The sequence below is a fragment of the Paraclostridium sp. AKS73 genome (assembly GCF_025671395.1).
In the GTDB taxonomy this organism is placed as follows: Bacteria; Bacillota; Clostridia; order Peptostreptococcales; family Peptostreptococcaceae; genus Paraclostridium; species Paraclostridium benzoelyticum.
Map to the genome: position 1 here is coordinate 1 of NZ_JAIXHU010000002.1, position 19,009 is coordinate 19,009.

Below are 19,009 nucleotides of genomic sequence, written 5' to 3' on the forward strand. Positions count from 1 at the left end.
ATATATTTGCTGATATTATTATTTTAAGTATTATAGGCTTATTGACTATTGGATGTATCAGCCTATATGATACGATACATAACTATAAGCTTTATAGTATAATACAGTTCTTTTCTTTATTTAATACAGTGGTGAGTTTTACTATTGCTGCATTAGATATTTTTTCTATGTTTTAAACTTAGGATTTATATAGATTAAACATTTGATTATTCTATATAAATCCTATTTTTATTGTATTTATTTTTAACGAGGTTTTTTATCTAACTTATGTTTTCTTTAGCTTCTTCTAATTTGTTAATTAAACTTGTCAACTCCTCTGGTTTTAATGAATCTCTTAATATCCTAGCTAGAGTTGAATACATTCTATCTTGAAATTCCTCTATGTTTTCTTGTTGAGGTAAATGCAATACAACTTTCATACTAAGCTCCCCCTAAACAAATACTTATACTTAAATGTATGAGTATCTTGTTTTGTCCTATTCACTAGGTTATTAGCTCAGTATGTAATCTTCTTCTATAACTTTTAAAAAGTGTAGCTGTCCTTTCCCTGTTATAAGAGGTGTTACACTTAGCTTATTTCCACTTTCTGTTTGAACTACTCTTTCTATAACTTTAAATAATCCTCTATCTATGTATTTTTGTTTAGGTGTATTTTTTCTTTTCCCTTTTTTATTAAATATCCATTTTCTCTAAACCAAAAGTAAAGTCTATTTCTTCCTATAGGTATGTTGTTGTTATTTAATAATTTTGCAAAAGATCCTATGCTAATTGCTCCATCTACTTCGCTTATTGTTTTAGAAAATTCAACATAAGGCTTATTAACTACTATACTTTCTTTTAATAATCCAACTTTTCTTTCAGCTTCACATCTTTTAGATTTTTCATCTATCAATTTTTCCATCAATCTATTTAAAAAGTTTGGATTGTCTAAAACTTCTTCTAATACATTATCAGTCATATAAGCTCCATGACTTCTTATACTTGGTAAGACTGTTTCAAATACCCACTTTTCAAATTTTCTAGCACTTTTAAGTTTCGACCTAATAATTAATCTATATAAATTAGCTTCATCTATGAATTTCTTATTTACAAACTGTATTGCATCTTCCCCATTTCTCTTTTTACCTGTAATTACCCCTACGTCATGAAACACGACACCCTCTTTATTACAATGTCTTATCACTGCATCTCTAGGATTTGCATACCCTAAGATTTTAGCACTTTCAATTGCATCGAAATATTCTTTATTATCAACTACTATTACCCCTACTTCTCCAAACTCTTCATTTCTAAAAATCTCCATTTCTACTCCCCCTTTTACTACTTATTACCCTTTTGGTAACCCTCATTTAAAAAAATATATTCTACCCCTAATCCTAATACTTCTGCTATTTTTTTAGCTTCTTTTATGTTAAAGAAAGTTTCCTCATTTTCTTTTTTAATGTAAGTTGATTTTGGCATGTTTATGAGTCTAGCTAAACTTTCTTGTGTTAAACCTTTACTAACTCTAATTCCCTTTAAGTTATTTTTATAAATCAAATATTCTCCCCCTCCTTATTATTACCTAAATGGTAACTTTCTATGATTAAATTGTATTACCATTAGGTAACTAGTCAATACTATTTAATATTATTTTTATTATATTTGGTTACTTTTGTTTACTTTTAGGTAACTTTTATTATAATTATAAATAAACGAGGTGAACAAATGGAAACTTTAGCTTTTAGATTGAGAGAATTGAGAAAAGAAAAAGGTCTTACTTTAGAGCAAATGGCAAACGATTTGAATACCACTAAGGTAACATTATCTAGATATGAAAATGGAACTCGAGAGCCAAAGAGTGAAATGCTTAGTCAGTTATCGGATTACTTTAATGTTTCAATTGATTACTTATTTGGGAAAACAGATGAAAAGAACCCTTTATCTAAAAAGGGTCAATCTGATGTAAAGAAAGCTTTAGAAGATATTAAAGCCCAACTTGAAAATAGTGACGCCTTAATGTTTGATGGGGAATATTTAAATACAGATGCAGTAGAAAGTTTACTTTCAGCCATGGAAATTGGTATAGCTATGGCAAAGAAAAAGCAAGAAGAAAAACTAAGGGAAAAAAAATAAATTAATAAAGTTAATAGTTCTTTATATTTAGGGGAGATTTTAATGAACATAAAATATGAGGCAAGAAATCTAATTAATAAATATAAGACTAATAATCCATTTGATTTAATAGATTATTTAGCCATAATATTAGTTGAGAAACCATTAAGGGGTGGTTTAAACGGATGTTATCAAGAAATATTTGGAGAAAAAATTATTTATATAAATAGTGATCTCCCTTACGAGCATAGACTTATAGTAGCAGCTCATGAATTGGGTCATGCAGTTTTACATGAGGGAGAAAATATTTTGTTTTTAAGTAATAATACTTTAGCAGTTAAGGAAAGATATGAACATCAGGCAAATTTATTCGCTGCTGAACTTTTGCTTGATGACTATATATTTAAAAAGTACCAAGGATGCACTTTAGAACATATATCTAAGTGCTCGTGTATTCCATATAATCTTGTACGTTACAAGGCAAAGAATCTAGATGATGATACTCTTTAACAAAGTTGGAGGTGTTTTAATTGAAAATAGCAATTTACTCAAGAAAGTCGGTTTTTACTGGTAAAGGTGAATCTATAGAAAACCAAATACAACTTTGTAGCGATTATGCTAAAAGTCATTTTGGTGCTAGTCAAAGTGATATTTTTGTTTATGAGGATGAAGGTTTTAGTGGTAAGAACTTAGATAGACCTGAGTTTCAAAAACTCTTACATGACGCAAAAAATAAGAAATTTGATATTTTAATTTGTTATAGACTTGATAGAGTTTCAAGAAATATAGCAGACTTCTCTTCTCTTATAGAAGATTTACAAAAGTATAATATATCTTTTGTATCCATTAGAGAACAATTTGATACTTCTACTCCAATGGGTAGAGCTATGATGTTTATCGCTTCAGTGTTTGCTCAATTAGAAAGAGAAACTATTGCAGAACGTGTTCGAGATAACATGCTTGAACTTGCTAAAAGTGGTCGATGGCTTGGTGGTACTGCTCCACTTGGATTTAACTCAGAAAATATATCCTATATTGATGATGAACTTAAAGAAAGAAAAATGAGCAAACTAATTCCAAATAAAGAAGAACTTGAGATTATACGATTAATTTATAGAAAGTATCTTGAATTAGGTTCTATTACTCAAGTTGTAGCGTTTATGTATACTACAAATTTTACTGGTAAAAGAAATAAAGAATTTTCAGCTTCAACTATAAGTAAAATTCTTAGAAATCCTATCTATGTTAAAAGTGATGAGTCAGTTTTAAATTATCTAAAAAATAAAGGTATCAATGTGTCTGGAGATCCCAATGGATGTGGGATACTTACTTATAATAAAAAATCCAAAGGTGTTAAACAAGATAAAAGTGAATGGATAGCAGCGGTTTGTAACTCAAAAGGAATTATAAATGGTAATGATTGGTTACTCGTGCAACAGCTTCTTGATAAGAATAAGGATAATACCAAGAGTTTAAGGCTTGGAACATCTAAGAAGGGTCTTTTAACAGGTATTATTAGGTGTAGTAAGTGTGGTTCTCCTATGAGAGTTACTTATGGTCGTAACTACCACTATTATACTTGTACTAAAAAGGTCAATTCAAAAGGAGTTGCATGTGATAATAAAAATGTAAAAGGTCCTGATATTGAAAAAGTTATTATTGAAAGTATTATGGATATCGATACTGATATGCTTTTATCCAATTTAAATGATGGTGAAAGTTCTACATCTTCTAGAGAGAAAGATATTACAGATATACAAGCTAAGATTAAATCTAAAAAATTCAGTTAAATAGTTTATTTGAAAGAATGGTTGATTTTGATGATGAGCTTTCTGATTTATTCAAAGAAAAGATTAATGAGCTCGGTAAAGAAATTAAAGAACTAAATAAGAAGTATAGTGATTTAGTTAATGAAGTTGATAGTAATAAAAGAGATTTTAGAAATGTTGAGTTAGTTATAAATGCGGTTAATGAATTTAAAAGTTATTTCGATTGTATCGAGGATTTTAATAAGAAGAAATTTATGCTCGGTGTGATTGTTGATAAGATAAATTGGGATGGGGAAAAACAAGAGGTTGATATTGAATTTTGGGGGAGTAAAAAAATAGAAGACTCCCTTCCTTTTATTGGTAAAGTGTCGCAATACATACAATCATGCATGACCTGTATCTATTAGAATTAAATTCTTAGCAAACTCAGGTAGTGAGTACTGTTGACAAACTTTTATATCAAGTTTTTCTGTATTTATAAGTTCTTCTGGTAAAGGTATTACAGCACAACCTTTTTCATTTAAATCTTTTTGAATTTCTTCACTTAAACTTTCTTTTAATAACTTCATAGAACCACTAAAAGCCCCTAACTCCCCTGTGTTTCTTCTTCCATACATATCTTCTATTCCACACTTGCTAGTTATACTAACTCTTCCTCCAAATGAAGGACATCTTAAAACACACATAGCACACCCATTACCATACTTAGTGCAATTTCCCATAGGTCCTGAAGATCCTGTTGTTTCTACAAATGAGTCTCCACTTATAATCTCCCCATCTTCTAAAACAACAGCTTTTATTTTCTTACCATCTAATTTTACATCTATAACTCTAGAGAAAAATCTTACTTCTATGCCCATACTTAATATTTTTTCTCTTACAGGTTTTTCAATTTCTGTTACATTGTATATAGTTGAATGTTTATGACCTGGAAAATCCATGTCTTTGTGTGTACTATACTTATCAGTTAATTCAAATAACTCACTTGCTCCTAGGGCTATAGCTTCTTCTGTTGCAGTATATCTTCCATTGTTTCTCATTATTCCTCCAACATTCCCAAGCCCTAGTAAAAGATCTGTTCTTTCTAAGATAGTAACCTCTGCTCCTGCTTTTCTTGCAGATATTGCAGCTGCACAACCAGCCCATCCGCCGCCTATAACTACTACTTTTGCCACTTTAAATTCCCCCTTAAACCTAAAACGAATTTATTTTAAACTTTTTAAATACTCTCTTCCATTAATTTGAGCTTTACAAGATTTCGTTCTTTTCCCATTAATTACAACCGTACATCCTCCACATATTCCTTCCCCACATACAATTAAATTATTATTTGCTATTGAGAATCTAATATTTTCGTCAACACTATCAACCAGTTTCATGATTTCCTTATTAAAAGAATTAAATCCGCCACTATACACAAGCTCTACATTATTTCTTCTTATATAGTCTTTAATTAACTCTTCATCTTCTTTTATATTTATGAAGTGGATATTAACATTTAACTCTTTTATTTTATCTATAACTTCATCTAAAATAGTTCTTCTAGTGTCTACAAATACTTCTACATGATTATTGTTTTTTAAGATATACTTAATTATTTTAGGTGCATTTACTTGAGATAACCCACTTAATATTACCGCTACATTACTATTTGTTGTAAGTTTAAACTCCTTAAGTCCTAATACCCCATTTAAGTATGGACCTCTTACCCATACTTTATCAAAACTTAATAACGATTTAGTCTTATGTCCAACCTCTTTAATTATTACTTTTAAAATTTCATTTTCAACATCTATATCCATAACAGATATAGGTACATTGTATCTTGAGTCAATTTGGTCTTTGCATCTTAATAATATATAAGAACCGGGATTTAATAGTTCTTCTAATAGAATTTTAGGCGTTCTTATCTCTAGTAAATATATATCCTCTTTTAATTCTTTTTTTGTTACAACATCACATAAAACATCTTTTTTTTCGTTGCAAGCTGCATTTCGATTATGCTGCAATTCATTGTATACGCAAACCCCCTGCCAAATACAATCACAAGTTTTACTGCCTTGTATTAAACTACATTGAATACAATCTCCTGAATATGCTAAATGACACGGACAGTATTTGCTTCCACAATCAGCACATGGTTGTATGCTTATTCTTTTCAAAAGACCACTTCCTTTAGATGATTTTTAAATGTCTAATTTTTAACTGCTATAGTATTAATTTATTATCTAATTTTTATTTTGTTACAATTAAATATTTATATAAATTTTAAAAAACTATATATCATAACTACTACTTTGGAATATAATGTATAAAAGGACATGATTACATATTTAAACTTGCTTATAAATAGTTAGGGGGGAGTTTATGAATTCTAATTTTGTTTTTTCTAATGAACATCTAATAATTCTACTTTGTGTAGCTATCTTCTTATTCTTATTGCCTAAGCTAACTAAAAATTTACTTCCATACAGCTATTTAGTAGAAAAAATTATATGCCTATCATTTGTATTCATAATTATACTAGAACAAATATGTTTAATTTCTTTAGGAAGTTATAATGTTTTTTACACACTTCCGATAAACATAACAAGCATAACAATATATTTGTGTATCGCTATTTTTCTTTTTAAAAAATATCATTTATTTAATGTATTTTTCTCATGGAGTATAGTTTGTTCTATAGGCGACTTAATATTTTTTAAAGATTTATATTTTGAGTTTCCACATATTCTTTATTTCTTTTATATAGCATCCAGATTATTACTTTTATATTCTTTAGTTTATTTAGTTGGAGTCAGAAAGTTTTATGTAAATTCTAGATGTATAGTAGATAATATAAAAGCATGTTCTTTATTTTTCTTATTTACTTTTTTATTAAATCAATTCACTAATGCTAATTATGATTATAGTTTTTCAAATGCTAATTTTTATAGCATATTATTATTCACATTTATTACATCTTTAATTTATTTACCTACATTAATTAAAGATAATAATAGTATTGATTTTAAATTTAAACGAAAAAATAAGTTATAAGAGTATTAAATAGTACTCTTATAACTTATTTTTTTATCTATATTATTTTTACTTTTTTTAACTATATAAGAACTTATAAAACATACCTATGAAATTAATCCTATGAAACCATACTAATTTTTCCATTTTCTAATATTTTATTTTTCCATATAAAAATTGGAATTATTAAAATCAATGCACTAGTGTTATATAAAATTTTATATTAAGTGGTTCTTCTTCTAAACCATACTTTTCTGATCTATAAAGCTTCAGGTATGTTAATAATATTGAAATAAAAAAGCACCAACCAATATATATACAAAATATTTGCTAACTAATGGTTTGTCTAAAACCAAGTCACAAAATAACGCCATTATTGCTATTACTAGTGAAAGTTTTTGATAGTCTCTAAATACACAGCATAAATAGGTGTATTCATTATATAATCTTTGCATATAGTATCACAAAACTCCTTAGGGTTAACTATATATTTCTCTAAGCTAGTATTTTTATTGCTTAAATTTATATACAAGTTATAAACCTTTTGACTTATGTCTCTTTTATGACTTTCAAGCATCTTTAAATTTCTTATATACTTTACCATACCAGTGTAAATAATAAAATTTTCATCTTTAAAACTTTTCTTACTATCCCCCATAAATTCACCCCACTGAATTTAAAATATTTATATATATTAATTATATCACATATAAACTATCTTTTTTCTTAATTTTCAGATTAATAAGCAAAAAACTTGATTTCTACATTTGTCAAAAAAAAACTCGCCACTAGGCGAGTAAACATATACTTTAGTATGTAAGAAGAAAATTTAAAATCTTAGGTTAATTTAATTATACCACAATTTACCTAGATTGTATCAACTTAAGAAAAATTAAGAAATCTTTTAAACTAGTTTTGCTAAATTATATAAAGTTCTTGCTCCTTCTCCAGTAGCCCCTTTAGATTTGTATCCACTGTCCTTAGAACTAACACTAGTTCCTGCTATATCCATATGAATCCAAGGAGTATCTCCTACAAATTCTCCTATAAATAATCCAGCAGTTATACAACCACCATCTCTACCAGGACTATTGTTTAAATCAGCTTGCTTACCTTTTAAAACTTTTTTATATTCATCAAATACTGGCATTCTCCATATTTTTTCACCTGATGTTTTTGCTGCTTCATATAATAAAGTATAGAATTCTTCATTATTAGTTAATACAGGTGTTGCAACATCTCCAAGGGCTACTACAGCGGCTCCTGTTAATGTAGCTATGTCTACAACTTTATTAACCTTTTCTTTGTTTATAGCGTAATAAACAGCATCTATCAAAGTTAATCTACCTTCTGCATCTGTATTTAAAATTTCTATTGTCTTTTTGCCCATTGAATTTATTATATCTCCTGGCTTATATGCATTTCCAGAAATTAAATTCTCACAAGCAGCTACTACAGCTATAACATTTTTATTAAGTTTAGCTTTTGCAATACCACACATAGCTCCAATTACAGCGCCTGCTCCACCCATGTCTGTTTTCATATCAACCATAGAGTTTGTAGGTTTTATAGAGTATCCCCCTGAATCATATGTTAATCCTTTTCCAACTAAGCCTAATACATCTTCACTATTTTTATCTCCAAAGTATCTCATAACTATAAGTTTAGGCTCTTTATCAGAACCTTTAGCTACTGATAAGAATGCATCCATTCCTAAATTTTCAATGTCTTGCTTACCATATATTTCGGTTTCAAAGCCAAACGTTTTACCTAATTCTATAACTTCATAAGCTAGAGTTGCTGGGTATATAACATTTGCTGGTTCATTCACTAAGCTTCTTGATACTAATGTCATTTGTGCAAGTAATTCACCTTCATTTATACTCTCTATGAAGTTTTCATTTAAGCCTAAATTTATTATTATTTCTTTATCAGTTTCATTACTTGTAATATACTTATTAAAATCATATGCCCCTAATTCAAGACCTTCTACTAAAGCTTTTACATGATCTTTATTTAAGTACTCTTCTATATTTAAAAAACTTACCTTTTTAGATTTCATTTTTTTCAATTTTCTTGATATGTCTCCACCAATATTTCTTATTTCATCCATAGATAAGTTTTCATCATTTCCTAATCCAACAAACATTACGTTTAAAAATTTATCTTCTGTATATACTTTATTTAATTCTATATTACAACAAGTAGGTTCAAATTCTTCTTTTAAAGCTTCTAAAGCCTTTTCTTTAAATTCAACTTTTTTATTACTGTCTATAAAAAATATACTTAAATCATTTTCTTGTATCAATTTTTTTTCATTTGCAATCTTTATACTCATAATATACCTCCAAATAAATTTATAATAGATACTTACCCACTTTGTAAATATCTACACTATAAATTTATTCTACATAAGCTATATTATTTCTTTCATTATATTAATAGTTTTTTGTAAACTTCCTTCAAGTTCTTTTTTCTTTTCTAAATCTAACTTATCTATTTTATCATTTACTATCTGCATAAACTTTTCTATTTCTGTATTAACTACAACTTCACCTTCTTCTGTTATACCATAGAAAGTGTTTCTTCTATCTTTAGAATCTTCTTCTCTATAAACATATCCTAACTCTACTAGCTTGTTTAAAAGTATACATAAGCTAGATGTTGAGACATATAACTCTTTACTTAAATTCTTTAACTCTATTTTTTCACGCTTTTGAATTTCAACCAAAGTAAAAAATTGTTTCTTTGTTAATACTTTACCTTTTTTATATCTATCAGTATTTGTTGCTTTAATCAAATTTTGATAATTATTCATACTTTGTATCAATAATTTTGATATTTCTTTATTTTCCATATGCTCACCTCTCCTATAATTTAAAACCCTGACAGTTTAATTTAACCCTAAAAATTAACTTGTCTTATATGTATTATACTATTGTTTTTCTAATTTTTTAAGTAACAAATGATTAAATTATAAAATATTTTTAAAACAATAAAAGCTATAGAAATTAATTAACCTTTTTCTATAGCTTTTATCCTTTATTTTAACATTCTTTTTATCCTTGTTTTCACAATCATTATTTTTAGTTTTTGAATTTTTTCTAGTATTTTAGGTGTAACACTTAATATATTATCAACCATATTTATATTATGATCTAAACTCATAAGTCTTGTTTCTCCATTTTCAACTACTACAAATGCTACTGGTTGAAGTGATATCGCACCTGCACTTCCTCCTGCAAAGTTTGAATCATCTGTGTTTTGTACTTCTTTTTTTCACCTTGTCTTTCACATTGTCCTCTTGAATACTCGCCTCCACCTATACCAAATCCTATTGTAACCTTAGATATAGGAACTACTACTGTTGTTTCTGTTCTAATTGGATCTCCAATAATAGTATTTGCATCAATAGTTGTCCTAATTGAATCAAGAGTTGTATCCATTATACTCTTTATTGAACTTGCCGATCTCATCCACTTCACACTCCTCATTATATTTTACTTTTTTATATACTTTTATATCAATATATATTTTATAAACTCCCTTAATTAAAACTACTATATCCTTCATGGTAGGTCTTATATGTAAAACACCTTTATACTTTATGAAGTTTTGAGTATAGCAGGGTGTTACTTTTAAATACATTTTTTCTGAATCAAAATAATTACTTACATTTCCATATAAAATATTTATTAAGACGTATATAAAAGAAGTAAAATTTATATTTTCACTTCCATATGATAAATTAGAATATACTTCGCTTATTTGAACTTTCTTAACAGTTCGGTATAAAGCTCGCAAATTTTCTAATTGGATCATTTGTAATTTTATTTTTTAGATTTACTTTTACTCTCCTTATTTTTTATTTTTCTTTTCTTCTTTTGGCTTACTTATAGGATAAACAGTTTTTGTTATATGGATTAAATTAAAAAAGTATCTAAGTGATACCCTTATCTCTGTATTTTTATTATCTATATCAGCTGTTACGATTACATGAATCCTACTATTTAAAATAAAAAATAGAATTGGTATTCCTACTACAATAGAAATAAATAAAATACTCATTAAATCTTTATAGTTCATATTTATATTATTTTCCATTTTTTCAAAAGTATGCAAAAATAGTAGATGATAAATAAATATTTTATATCATCTACTATTTTAAAATTTATTCGTTTTCATATTTTTCTATAGATGGCAAATCCTCTAGTTTTTCTATATTTAATAATTTTAAAAACTCATTAGTAGTTTTATAAATTATAGGTTTACCAATTCTATCTAATCTTCCCGCTTCATATATAAGGTCATTTTCAAGAAGTGTTTGTACAACCTTATCACTTTTGACCCCTCTTATTTCTTCTATTTCAACCTTTGTTATAGGTTGCTTATATGCGATAATTGTTAAAGTTTCTAAAGTTGCTTGACTTAAAGTTTTCTTTCTTTTTGGTTCTAATATATTTTTTACAAACTCTGCGTAATCTTTATTTGTACACATTTGATATTTATCTTGTAATTTAATAATTTGAATACCCCTGTTGTTTTCTTTATAATCTTCAATTAAGCTGTTTAACATTATCTCAATTTCTTTAGAAGAAAGTTCTTCGTTTATAGCATTATTCAAATCTTTTATACTTATAGGTTCGCTATATGCAAACATTATAGCTTCTATAATATTTTTTATTTCATCACGTCTCATATTAACTCTCCATATTCCTCTTTATTAAGATATCTTCAAAGAATAAGTCTTGAACAACCATTATTTCATTTGTTTTTATAAGTTCTAAAACCGATAAAAAAGTTGCTATTATTTCATCTTTTTCATATGTATCTATAAGGTTTGTAAATCTTATATTTTCTTTTCTTTCATGATATCTCTAACATAGTGCATCTTTTCTTCTACAGATATAATACGAGTTCTAACAATCTTGTTTAACTTTTCATCTTTTACTTCTTCTAATTCATCTTTTTTTACTTTTAATATATGAGGAAGTATTTTTACTATAGAATCTAGAGATATTGTTTCTAAGTCTAAATTTTCTTCAACTACTACCTCTTCTTTCTTTCTATAAAATACATCTTCTATGTAAGTAACATTACTTTTTAAATCTTCTGTAGCATTTTTAAACTTTTTATACTCCACAAGCTTTTCCATAAGTTCAAGTCTAGGATCTTCCTCTTCTTCATCATTTCTTTGCTTGTATAGTAAGTATTTAGATTTTATTTGTAAAAGCTTCGATGCCATTATTATAAATTCACTTGCTATTTCTAAATCAAATTCTTCAAGCATATCTAAGTATGCTAAATATTGTTTAGTTATCTCTATTATAGATATATCCTTTATATCTATTTTATGCTTTGCTATAAGATCATATAAAAGATCTAGAGGTCCTTCATATACCTTAAGTTGTACACTATATTTCATAAATTACCTCGGTTTTTAGTATAAATTTACCATTTAAATTATAAATGTAGCCACTATACTATATAATACATTTACTATAGGATTTAATATTATTAAATGGAAATTAGTTAATATTAAAAGTATAAATATAAATGTACTCATACTTTCATACTTATAAGCAACATCATAATATTTAAGTGGTATAAATGTAGATATTATTCCCCATCCATCAAGTGGTGGCAATGGTAATAGGTTAAATGCTGCAAATCCTATACAATACGAAACTATAGCATTAAATATAATTAATATTGCTTCAATATTAGCAAATCTCATAAGGTTTGCAAATATTATAGCAGTCAACAGGTTAAATGCTGGCCCTGCTAAAGAAACTATTAAATTCCCAACCTTATAATTTTTAAAATTATTTGGATTTACAGGAACTGGCTTTGCCCACCCGAATCTTGCAATTATAAGCATTATAAGTCCTAATGGATCCAGATGTTTTAATGGATCTAACGTCATTCTTCCGCTCATTTTTGCAGTATCATCTCCTAGAAGATGAGCTACATATGCATGTCCAAATTCATGAACAGATATAGCAACTGCTATTCCTACTGCAGTTACCAAAAACTGACTTAACATATTCATTCAATTTTCTCCTATTTTTTAAGTTTTAATATTATTATAACAATATCTATGTTTATAATCAAATTATCATTGATAAAAATCTTATACTTAAAGATTTTACTTAGATTATTTTAGTAAGCGAAAAAAAGACCTAGTTTATCTAGGCCTTTTAAAACATGTTATCTATTACTCTTTCAAACATTCTAAAGTAACTTGCTTTATTTATATCTTTTTCATTTACAAGATCAACTTTACCTACTTGATTGTTTCCTTTATAAATGTTTATAGTTCCTAATTTAGTACCTTTTTTAACTGGCATTTTTATATTTTCACAAACTTGTATCTTTTTAGTAAAATCTTTGCTTTCACCTTTTTTGATAAGAGCTGTTAAATCTTCTTTTGCAACTAAGTTAACTTTATTTTCTTCAGCTTTATCTAATTTTAGTGTAGCTATAGCATCTCCTCTAGAGCATAGTTTAACACTTTCATAGTTCGCAAATCCATAACTTAAAAGAGATGATGCATCTTTAAATCTTTCTTGCGTTGTAGGTGCACCTAAAGTTGCTGCTACTAAATGTGTCTCTCCTCTTTTAGCTGATGCAGATAAACAATATTTTGCTTCTTGAGTAAACCCTGTTTTTACACCAGTTGCTCCTTGATAGTGTTTAATCATTTTATTAGTATTAGCAAGACCTATAGATACTTGTTTTTTACCAACTACTATTTTGTCCATCCAAGTTGTCAAATATTTAGTTATTTTTCATGCTTTAATAATTCTTTAGACATTAAAGCTATATCATGTGCTGATGTATAGTGATTGTCTACTGGTAATCCGTTAGTGTTAGCAAAATGAGTATCTTTCATTCCCAATTCTTTTGCTTTATCATTCATCATACCAATAAACTCTTCTTCACTTCCTCCTATGAACTCAGCCATAGCTACACATGCATCGTTTGCAGAAGCAACTGCTATACCTTTTAGTAAATCATCAACCTTTTGAGTTTCTCCTGGTTCTAAGAAAATCTGACTTCCACCCATTTCCGATGCTCTTTCACTTATTTGAACCTGGTCATCTAACTTTATCTTTCCACTATCTAAAGCTTCAACTACAAGTAACATTGTCATTACTTTTGTAACACTTGCTGGAGGAAGTTTCTCATGTGAATTTTTTTCAAATAATATTTGTCCACTTCCTACATCCATTAGTATAGCTGATTTAGATGATAATTCCATAGATGTATTAGCTTTTTTATCATCTGCAAAAGCTGTAAAGCTAAAAGACATAAAAACCATCATAATAGCTAAAACTACACTAGTAAATCGTCTCATTAATTTCACCTCTTGATGTTTTATTTGATACTATTTTTTCACATTTTGCCTAAATTTATGCGAGTATTTTAATAAACATCAATTATAAGGTTTTTATATGGTTTTGTTTACCAAATAATTCTTTACAATTATATAGTATATGCAAGCTTCATTAAAGTTTTTTATATCCATTCCCAATATATCTTTAATTTTTTCTAGTCTATATATTAACGTATTTCTATGCAAATATATATTGTTAGATGTCTTGGATATGTTAAATCCATTTTCTATAAAAGCTATTCCAGTTTCTAAAACTAAATTATCTATCTTATCAATTAAATTATAATCAAATAAATTTTTATATATAATATCAGTTCCACATAGCTCAATCATATTATATAAAGCTAAATCAAATATATCAAAATATTTCCTATCACTATTTTCAATTGCTATGTATTTTTTAATTTTTTAGTCAAATCTAGCTTAATATCAAACTCATCTTTACTTTTAATTTCTCCTAAATTTATTATGTATGTCTTTTCATAAGATTCAGTCTCTATGATTTGAGGGGTATACTTATTTATTAAGTCTATATTATTTGTATTTAATATAAAATTTCCTTTATAGTTTACTATATTCACATCTTCATATAGAGTAGTTAAAATCTCATTTAATAAAGTCTTATTTACATTCTTTTGATATATCAAATAAAAATTTCCTTTTAAATTATTGATATTATTCTCTTCTATAAGTTCAATAACATACTTTTGATTGTCCCAAACTACAACTTGATGATTTTCTTTTAAAATGTCATTTTTATTATATTTGTATAAATTAATCTTTTTCCCCAATTGACTTTCAAAAAACTCTATTAAATCCTTCACCATCCCACCTCTTATTTTTAGTTTACTTATATATATTATAAAACAAAAGCTGAGAAACCAAAATATACTCTTAGTTTCTCAGCTTTTAAATAGTTTACTATCTTATTGCATTAGTAGTTTCTTTATCAAATAGATGAACTTTATTTTTATCTAGAGCTAATTTTAAATTCTGACCGTATTTAACATTGTATCTTGAATCAAATCTTGAAGTTATACTCTTACCTCCAACAGTTAAGTATGCATATACTTCTGCCCCCATAAGCTCACTTATTTCTACTGTAGCATTAAATATTGTATCTTGGCTGTTATCTATAAATATATCTTCTATATGAATGTCTTCTGGTCTTATTCCTAATACAACTTCTTTACCTATATAACCATTTTTCTTTAATATATCCGCTTTTGTTTTGTCTAACGCTACTTTAAGATCTTTAGCATTTGCGAAAACAACATCATTTTCTTCAGATATATTACAATCTATTAAGTTCATTTGAGGAGCTCCTATAAATCCTGCAACGAACATATTATCTGGATTATCATATACGTGTTGTGGAGTATCTATTTGTTGAATAACTCCATCTTTCATTATAACTATTCTATCCGCCATAGTCATAGCTTCTACTTGGTCATGTGTTACATATATAAATGTTGTTCCAAGTTTTTTGTGTAATTTTGTAATTTCAGTTCTCATTGCAGTTCTAAGCTTAGCATCTAAGTTTGATAATGGTTCATCCATTAAGAACACCTTAGGATTTCTTACTATCGCTCTTCCTAGCGCAACCCTTTGTCTTTGTCCACCTGATAATGCCTTTGGTTTCCTATCTAAAACTTTTTCTAAGTCTAGTATTCTTGCAGCTTCTCTAACTTTAGCATCTATTTCAGATTTTGGCATCTTTCTTAGTTTAAGCGCAAATGCCATATTCTCATATACGCTTAGATGCGGATATAGTGCATAGTTTTGGAAAACCATAGCTATATCTCTATCTTTTGGTGCCACATCGTTTACTATTTTATTTCCTATATATAACTCCCCTGATGATATTTCTTCAAGACCTGCTATCATTCTAAGTGTTGTAGACTTTCCACAGCCAGATGGCCCTACTAAAACAACAAATTCTTTGTCTTCTATATCTATATTTACATCTTTTACTGCTTCATAACCATTATCATATGACTTACCTATATTTTTTAAAATTACCTCTGCCATTTTTAATCTCCCCCAAACCATATTTAATATAGTTTAAGTATATATTAAAAACGTTTCATATATATGGTCAGATTGCCTGAATAATTTCGTTCAATTTGTACAAGAAGACCTATTTATTCGTAATCTTCATATACTGCAGATGCTAAAATTTTATTTATTTTATCCATCATGGTTGTAAATTTTTGTTCACATTCTAAATAACTTTTTAAATCTTTATTAGCAGATATTTGTTTCCTTAAATCTTGTGATATCTTTAATGTTTTACTATCTAATTTTACTCCTCTTAATTTTTTAGATCTTATATCCATTTCAATTTTTTTATGATTATTAAAGTTAATTCATAGTTTGGATTAGATCTTATAACTTTCATATACTTTCTAAATTCCTTATACTCTTTACTGTCCTTTATATCACTCGCAAGTTTTGTAGTACTTTCATATACCCCCATACTTTTCCTCCTAAAAAAAAGATTGAATATAATATATTATATTCAATCTTTCTGTTTTATACCTCCATTATAATAGGAAGTATCATAGGATTTCTCTTAGTTCTTTGATATAAGTACTCTTTTAAGTTATCCTTTATATTATTTTTTAAGTAAGCCCATTCTTTTATATGACTTTGTTCACAAGCTATTAAAACATTCTTTATAACAGTTTTAGCTCCATCCATTAAGTCCTCAGATTCTCTTACATATACAAATCCTCTAGATATTATGTCTGGCCCTGCTAAAACTTTTCCATCTTCTTTAGATATTGTAACTACAACTATCATTAATCCATCTTCTGATAAATGCTTTCTATCTCTTAAAACTATGTTTCCTACATCTCCAACTCCAAGTCCATCAACTAATACATTTCCAGTTGGTACATGTGAAGCAACTTTTGCTGAAGTTTTATCTAATTCTAAAACTTCACCTGTTTTCATTACAAATATATTTTGACTTGGCATCCCTAAATCTTCTGCTACCTCTGCATGTTTCTTTAACATTCTGAACTCACCATGAGCAGGCATGAAGAACTTAGGAGCTACTAATCTATGCATTAATTTTAATTCTTCTTGTCTAGCATGACCTGAAACGTGTATATCAGCTGCATCATCATAAACAACTTCTGCACCTTTTTCAAATAAACAGTTTACAACTTTAGAAATAAGTTTTTCATTCCCTGGTATTGGATGTGCTGATATTATTACTAAATCACCTTGTCTTATTTCTACTTTTTTATGTTCAGCTGATGCCATTCTAGCAAGTGCTGACATAGGTTCTCCTTGAGATCCAGTTGTTATTATAACTAATTCATTATCTTCATATCTATGAATATCATTTAAATCTATTATCATTTCATCATCTATGTCTATATAGCCTAATTCTCTTGCTACACCCATAACGTTAACCATAGATCTTCCTGATACAGCAACTTTTCTTCCAAATTTTTGAGCAGCATTAACAATTTGTTGTAATCTGTGTATATTAGAAGCAAATGTTGCAACTATTATTCTGCTGTTGTTAGCCTTTGCAAATAATCCATCAAGTCCTGTTCCTACAGTTCTTTCTGATGGGTTATATCCTGGTCTTTCAATGTTTGTACTATCAGCAAGCATTAATAATACGCCTTTTTTGCTTAATTCACATATTCTTTGAAAATCCATTACTTCTCCATCTATAGGAGTTAGGTCTATTTTGAAGTCCCCTGTATGGAATATTATTCCTTGATCAGTATGAACTGCTATTGCACAAGCATCTGGTATACTATGATTTACTTTTAAAAACTCTACTTCAAAGTTTTTAAGGTTTATAACTTGACCTGGAGTTATAACATTTAAATTTACATTATTTAATTTATGCTCTTTTAATTTTACTTGTATAAGCCCTACCGTTAATTTAGAAGCATATACTGGAACATTTATCTTTTTTAATACATATGGTAATGCTCCGATATGGTCCTCATGACCATGAGTTATAAATATTCCCTTAACTCTGTCCTTATTCTTCACTAAGTAAGTTACATCTGGTATAACTATATCTACCCCTAGCATCTCTTCTTCTGGAAAACTTAACCCTGAATCTATAACGATAATCTCATCTTTATATTCAATAACAGTCATGTTTTTTCCGATTTCGTTTAGCCCTCCCAGAGCCATAACTTTAATTTTATTCAAACTCTTTTTGAACAATTGCATCATCTCCTTTTGTCCTAACTTTTCGCACTTTTTAAATCTCACTTTTTAAACGTTCCTTAACGAACATACAAATAATATCAAATCACGCACTCTTTACCAGTTATTATAATTGTATCACAAGTTGAACTATATTTTAAGATATATTTAAAATACATTTACCGTATTGTTTTGACAAACTATAATTATTTTGCTATTCTCAAAATATAATATTTTCGGGAGGTTATAATGCGTGGCAAAACTCATTTCACTATAGGTATATTGGCGTCTTTACAAGCTTCTATCATATTTAACAAACCAATTTCTCTAATGAATATTGGAATCTGTTCATTATTTTCAATCTTACCTGATTTAGACACGTCAAACTCCGTTATATCTAATACAATTTTAAATCATAATACATCTAAAAAGATTTATAAGATTATTGTTTATACATTAGATATATTAATTTTTTTTAATATCTTTAAAAATAAATGGAAATTTTTTCATAAGTTCAGTTATAACATTTATATCAATAATA

Annotated in this window: 27 protein-coding genes and 1 pseudogene; 5 read left to right on the plus strand and 23 right to left on the minus strand. The window is 27.6% G+C overall.

The genetic code is table 11. The annotated features are described in order from the left end of the window. Positions 1–260: 260 nt before the first annotated feature. From LEQ07_RS01405 to LEQ07_RS01415, 3 genes and pseudogenes are all read right to left on the minus strand, one after another. A complete protein-coding gene (locus tag LEQ07_RS01405; protein WP_168932135.1) occupies positions 261–419 on the minus strand; it encodes a hypothetical protein in 159 nt (52 codons plus the stop codon). A 72-nt stretch (positions 420–491) separates the two neighbouring features. After that, positions 492–1,303 (minus strand): annotated as a pseudogene (locus LEQ07_RS01410) (phage antirepressor KilAC domain-containing protein). Positions 1,304–1,320: 17 nt separating this feature from the next. Next, positions 1,321–1,539 (minus strand): helix-turn-helix transcriptional regulator, encoded by a 219-nt coding sequence (locus LEQ07_RS01415; protein WP_142730421.1) that lies wholly within the window; start codon positions 1,537–1,539, stop codon positions 1,321–1,323. A gap of 168 nt (positions 1,540–1,707) precedes the next feature. Here LEQ07_RS01415 and LEQ07_RS01420 point away from each other — a divergent pair, with 168 nt between their 5' ends. Genes LEQ07_RS01420 through LEQ07_RS19975 form a run of 4 tightly spaced genes read left to right on the plus strand, consistent with a single transcriptional unit; the run spans position 1,708 to position 4,270 of the window. Then, positions 1,708–2,115 carry a helix-turn-helix domain-containing protein gene (locus LEQ07_RS01420; protein WP_263329256.1) on the plus strand — a complete coding sequence of 136 codons (408 nt, stop codon included), beginning with the start codon at positions 1,708–1,710 and terminating at the stop codon, positions 2,113–2,115. A gap of 42 nt (positions 2,116–2,157) precedes the next feature. After that, on the plus strand, positions 2,158–2,604 hold the full coding sequence (locus LEQ07_RS01425) for an ImmA/IrrE family metallo-endopeptidase (RefSeq protein ID WP_263329258.1): 447 nt from the start codon (positions 2,158–2,160) through the stop codon (positions 2,602–2,604). Between the two features lie 20 nt (positions 2,605–2,624). Next, entirely contained in the window at positions 2,625–3,884 is a 1,260-nt protein-coding gene (locus LEQ07_RS01430; protein WP_317851979.1) for a recombinase family protein, read from the plus strand. A 17-nt stretch (positions 3,885–3,901) separates the two neighbouring features. Next, a complete protein-coding gene (locus LEQ07_RS19975; RefSeq protein ID WP_317851980.1) occupies positions 3,902–4,270 on the plus strand; it encodes a hypothetical protein in 369 nt (122 codons plus the stop codon). Here the strand turns inward: LEQ07_RS19975 and LEQ07_RS01435 are convergent. Then, entirely contained in the window at positions 4,247–5,038 is a 792-nt protein-coding gene (locus LEQ07_RS01435) for an FAD-dependent oxidoreductase (protein ID WP_332842830.1), read from the minus strand. The genes LEQ07_RS19975 and LEQ07_RS01435 overlap by 24 nt on opposite strands. A gap of 30 nt (positions 5,039–5,068) precedes the next feature. Further along, complete coding sequence (locus LEQ07_RS01440) at positions 5,069–6,025, minus strand: 2Fe-2S iron-sulfur cluster-binding protein (protein WP_046822356.1); 957 nt, start codon at positions 6,023–6,025, stop codon at positions 5,069–5,071. A gap of 205 nt (positions 6,026–6,230) precedes the next feature. On the opposite strand from LEQ07_RS01440, the gene LEQ07_RS01445 reads away from it, so the two are divergent. Beyond that, the gene (locus tag LEQ07_RS01445) at positions 6,231–6,902 is read left to right on the plus strand and encodes a TMEM164 family acyltransferase (protein ID WP_046822355.1); all 672 of its coding nucleotides are present in this window, start codon (positions 6,231–6,233) and stop codon (positions 6,900–6,902) included. A gap of 364 nt (positions 6,903–7,266) precedes the next feature. Here the strand turns inward: LEQ07_RS01445 and LEQ07_RS01450 are convergent, their stop codons facing one another. The 18 genes from LEQ07_RS01450 to LEQ07_RS01530 form a co-directional block, all read right to left on the minus strand. Continuing rightward, positions 7,267–7,539, minus strand: a complete 273-nt coding sequence (locus LEQ07_RS01450) for a hypothetical protein (protein WP_263329260.1) — start codon at positions 7,537–7,539, stop codon at positions 7,267–7,269. Between the two features lie 246 nt (positions 7,540–7,785). After that, a complete protein-coding gene (locus LEQ07_RS01455; RefSeq protein WP_263329262.1) occupies positions 7,786–9,219 on the minus strand; it encodes a leucyl aminopeptidase in 1,434 nt (477 codons plus the stop codon). Between the two features lie 78 nt (positions 9,220–9,297). Further along, positions 9,298–9,738, minus strand: a complete 441-nt coding sequence (locus LEQ07_RS01460; RefSeq protein WP_046822131.1) for a MarR family winged helix-turn-helix transcriptional regulator — start codon at positions 9,736–9,738, stop codon at positions 9,298–9,300. A gap of 185 nt (positions 9,739–9,923) precedes the next feature. Continuing rightward, positions 9,924–10,103 carry a GerW family sporulation protein gene (locus LEQ07_RS01465; RefSeq protein ID WP_263329408.1) on the minus strand — a complete coding sequence of 60 codons (180 nt, stop codon included), beginning with the start codon at positions 10,101–10,103 and terminating at the stop codon, positions 9,924–9,926. Further along, a complete protein-coding gene (locus tag LEQ07_RS01470; protein WP_263329263.1) occupies positions 10,085–10,357 on the minus strand; it encodes a spore germination protein GerW family protein in 273 nt (90 codons plus the stop codon). Before LEQ07_RS01470 ends, LEQ07_RS01465 begins: the two co-directional genes overlap by 19 nt. 382 nt (positions 10,358–10,739) lie before the next feature. Next, positions 10,740–10,985 (minus strand): hypothetical protein, encoded by a 246-nt coding sequence (locus LEQ07_RS01475; RefSeq protein WP_263329264.1) that lies wholly within the window; start codon positions 10,983–10,985, stop codon positions 10,740–10,742. A 67-nt stretch (positions 10,986–11,052) separates the two neighbouring features. Beyond that, on the minus strand, positions 11,053–11,580 hold the full coding sequence (gene scpB, locus LEQ07_RS01480; protein WP_021429922.1) for an SMC-Scp complex subunit ScpB: 528 nt from the start codon (positions 11,578–11,580) through the stop codon (positions 11,053–11,055). A gap of 1 nt (position 11,581) precedes the next feature. Further along, positions 11,582–11,734 (minus strand): hypothetical protein, encoded by a 153-nt coding sequence (locus LEQ07_RS22330; RefSeq protein ID WP_334307493.1) that lies wholly within the window; start codon positions 11,732–11,734, stop codon positions 11,582–11,584. Beyond that, positions 11,731–12,306 carry a segregation and condensation protein A gene (locus LEQ07_RS01485; protein WP_263329265.1) on the minus strand — a complete coding sequence of 192 codons (576 nt, stop codon included), beginning with the start codon at positions 12,304–12,306 and terminating at the stop codon, positions 11,731–11,733. Before LEQ07_RS01485 ends, LEQ07_RS22330 begins: the two co-directional genes overlap by 4 nt. A gap of 33 nt (positions 12,307–12,339) precedes the next feature. Continuing rightward, complete coding sequence (locus tag LEQ07_RS01490) at positions 12,340–12,933, minus strand: site-2 protease family protein (RefSeq protein ID WP_021429892.1); 594 nt, start codon at positions 12,931–12,933, stop codon at positions 12,340–12,342. 148 nt (positions 12,934–13,081) lie between these two features. Beyond that, entirely contained in the window at positions 13,082–13,657 is a 576-nt protein-coding gene (locus LEQ07_RS01495; protein WP_263329266.1) for a D-alanyl-D-alanine carboxypeptidase family protein, read from the minus strand. An 8-nt stretch (positions 13,658–13,665) separates the two neighbouring features. Continuing rightward, positions 13,666–14,241: a D-alanyl-D-alanine carboxypeptidase family protein gene (locus LEQ07_RS01500; protein ID WP_263329267.1), complete on the minus strand. Its 576-nt coding sequence runs from the start codon at positions 14,239–14,241 to the stop codon at positions 13,666–13,668. 93 nt (positions 14,242–14,334) lie between these two features. Then, the gene (locus LEQ07_RS01505; RefSeq protein ID WP_021429916.1) at positions 14,335–14,613 is read right to left on the minus strand and encodes a helix-turn-helix domain-containing protein; all 279 of its coding nucleotides are present in this window, start codon (positions 14,611–14,613) and stop codon (positions 14,335–14,337) included. Positions 14,614–14,669: 56 nt separating this feature from the next. Beyond that, a complete protein-coding gene (locus LEQ07_RS01510; protein WP_263329268.1) occupies positions 14,670–15,107 on the minus strand; it encodes a hypothetical protein in 438 nt (145 codons plus the stop codon). 94 nt (positions 15,108–15,201) lie between these two features. Continuing rightward, complete coding sequence (locus tag LEQ07_RS01515) at positions 15,202–16,311, minus strand: ABC transporter ATP-binding protein (protein WP_046822127.1); 1,110 nt, start codon at positions 16,309–16,311, stop codon at positions 15,202–15,204. A gap of 113 nt (positions 16,312–16,424) precedes the next feature. After that, positions 16,425–16,619 carry a YlbF family regulator gene (locus tag LEQ07_RS01520; protein ID WP_263329269.1) on the minus strand — a complete coding sequence of 65 codons (195 nt, stop codon included), beginning with the start codon at positions 16,617–16,619 and terminating at the stop codon, positions 16,425–16,427. Next, positions 16,610–16,759 carry a hypothetical protein gene (locus tag LEQ07_RS01525; RefSeq protein ID WP_263329270.1) on the minus strand — a complete coding sequence of 50 codons (150 nt, stop codon included), beginning with the start codon at positions 16,757–16,759 and terminating at the stop codon, positions 16,610–16,612. The genes LEQ07_RS01520 and LEQ07_RS01525 overlap by 10 nt, the downstream gene beginning before the upstream one ends. A 56-nt stretch (positions 16,760–16,815) precedes the next feature. Continuing rightward, positions 16,816–18,492: a ribonuclease J gene (locus LEQ07_RS01530; protein WP_152650765.1), complete on the minus strand. Its 1,677-nt coding sequence runs from the start codon at positions 18,490–18,492 to the stop codon at positions 16,816–16,818. Positions 18,493–19,009 lie beyond the last annotated feature (517 nt).

Bases quoted from the DNA above. Each gene is read 5' to 3' on its own strand.
- LEQ07_RS01405 (WP_168932135.1), bottom strand. From the start codon at position 419: ATGAAAGTTGTATTGCATTTACCTCAACAAGAAAACATAGAGGAATTT.
- LEQ07_RS01420 (WP_263329256.1), top strand. From the start codon at position 1,708: ATGGAAACTTTAGCTTTTAGATTGAGAGAATTGAGAAAAGAAAAAGGT.
- LEQ07_RS01425 (WP_263329258.1), top strand. From the start codon at position 2,158: ATGAACATAAAATATGAGGCAAGAAATCTAATTAATAAATATAAGACT.
- LEQ07_RS19975 (WP_317851980.1), top strand. From the start codon at position 3,902: ATGGTTGATTTTGATGATGAGCTTTCTGATTTATTCAAAGAAAAGATT.
- LEQ07_RS01445 (WP_046822355.1), top strand. From the start codon at position 6,231: ATGAATTCTAATTTTGTTTTTTCTAATGAACATCTAATAATTCTACTT.
- LEQ07_RS01450 (WP_263329260.1), bottom strand. From the start codon at position 7,539: ATGGGGGATAGTAAGAAAAGTTTTAAAGATGAAAATTTTATTATTTAC.
- LEQ07_RS01455 (WP_263329262.1), bottom strand. From the start codon at position 9,219: ATGAGTATAAAGATTGCAAATGAAAAAAAATTGATACAAGAAAATGAT.
- LEQ07_RS01460 (WP_046822131.1), bottom strand. From the start codon at position 9,738: ATGGAAAATAAAGAAATATCAAAATTATTGATACAAAGTATGAATAAT.
- LEQ07_RS01470 (WP_263329263.1), bottom strand. From the start codon at position 10,357: ATGAGATCGGCAAGTTCAATAAAGAGTATAATGGATACAACTCTTGAT.
- LEQ07_RS01475 (WP_263329264.1), bottom strand. From the start codon at position 10,985: ATGGAAAATAATATAAATATGAACTATAAAGATTTAATGAGTATTTTA.
- scpB (WP_021429922.1), bottom strand. From the start codon at position 11,580: ATGAGACGTGATGAAATAAAAAATATTATAGAAGCTATAATGTTTGCA.
- LEQ07_RS01485 (WP_263329265.1), bottom strand. From the start codon at position 12,306: ATGAAATATAGTGTACAACTTAAGGTATATGAAGGACCTCTAGATCTT.
- LEQ07_RS01490 (WP_021429892.1), bottom strand. From the start codon at position 12,933: ATGAATATGTTAAGTCAGTTTTTGGTAACTGCAGTAGGAATAGCAGTT.
- LEQ07_RS01500 (WP_263329267.1), bottom strand. From the start codon at position 14,241: ATGAGACGATTTACTAGTGTAGTTTTAGCTATTATGATGGTTTTTATG.
- LEQ07_RS01505 (WP_021429916.1), bottom strand. From the start codon at position 14,613: ATGATTGAGCTATGTGGAACTGATATTATATATAAAAATTTATTTGAT.
- LEQ07_RS01510 (WP_263329268.1), bottom strand. From the start codon at position 15,107: ATGGTGAAGGATTTAATAGAGTTTTTTGAAAGTCAATTGGGGAAAAAG.
- LEQ07_RS01515 (WP_046822127.1), bottom strand. From the start codon at position 16,311: ATGGCAGAGGTAATTTTAAAAAATATAGGTAAGTCATATGATAATGGT.
- LEQ07_RS01520 (WP_263329269.1), bottom strand. From the start codon at position 16,619: ATGGATATAAGATCTAAAAAATTAAGAGGAGTAAAATTAGATAGTAAA.
- LEQ07_RS01525 (WP_263329270.1), bottom strand. From the start codon at position 16,759: ATGGGGGTATATGAAAGTACTACAAAACTTGCGAGTGATATAAAGGAC.
- LEQ07_RS01530 (WP_152650765.1), bottom strand. From the start codon at position 18,492: ATGCAATTGTTCAAAAAGAGTTTGAATAAAATTAAAGTTATGGCTCTG.